Origin of the sequence: Campylobacter sp. RM12640, from assembly GCF_020137595.1 — a bacterium.
In the GTDB taxonomy this organism is placed as follows: domain Bacteria; phylum Campylobacterota; class Campylobacteria; order Campylobacterales; family Campylobacteraceae; genus Campylobacter_E.
In genome coordinates, this window is record NZ_JACGAU010000074.1 from 1 (window position 1) to 491 (window position 491).

The 491-nt window shown below is 31.0% G+C and carries 1 protein-coding gene; it reads right to left on the reverse strand.

Translation table 11 applies throughout. The annotated features are described in order from the left end of the window. On the reverse strand, positions 1 to 491 hold a 491-nt coding region (locus AVBRAN12640_RS09935; RefSeq protein WP_336609199.1), incomplete at both ends, for a hypothetical protein.

Here is a 491-nt window from a genome sequence, read left to right on the forward strand (position 1 = left end):
AACTTATCATCTACTTTTATTGTTTGAGCTTTGATTTCATCGGTTGTTTTTATATCATCGTTTATAAAATCAATATTATTAGCATTAATGTCTTTAAAGTTGTTATTAGTAGTAGCACTAAGTTTGCCATTATTTACTGATACATTGCCTAAAAAGGTATTATTATCAGCTTTTACTTCGGTATTTGTATTTGTAATAATTACATCGCCTTTAAAGGTATTATTCTCTCCTTCAATCTTACCCATACTTACATTTTTATCATACCAAGCTCCATCGGTTGAGAGTGTTCCGCTACCTGATACTAGCTCTGATACTGTTGAGCCTTCTTCTACATTTATAAAGCCTTCGTTTTTTATTTCTCCTTTGATTTCTGAGCCATTTATCACACTTACTTGTGCATCTTTGTTATCAATTACTATGCCTTGCTCTAATGTAGCTTTATCTAAGACATTGTTTTTACTATCGCCTGTAATAGTTAGAGTTTGTTTGAA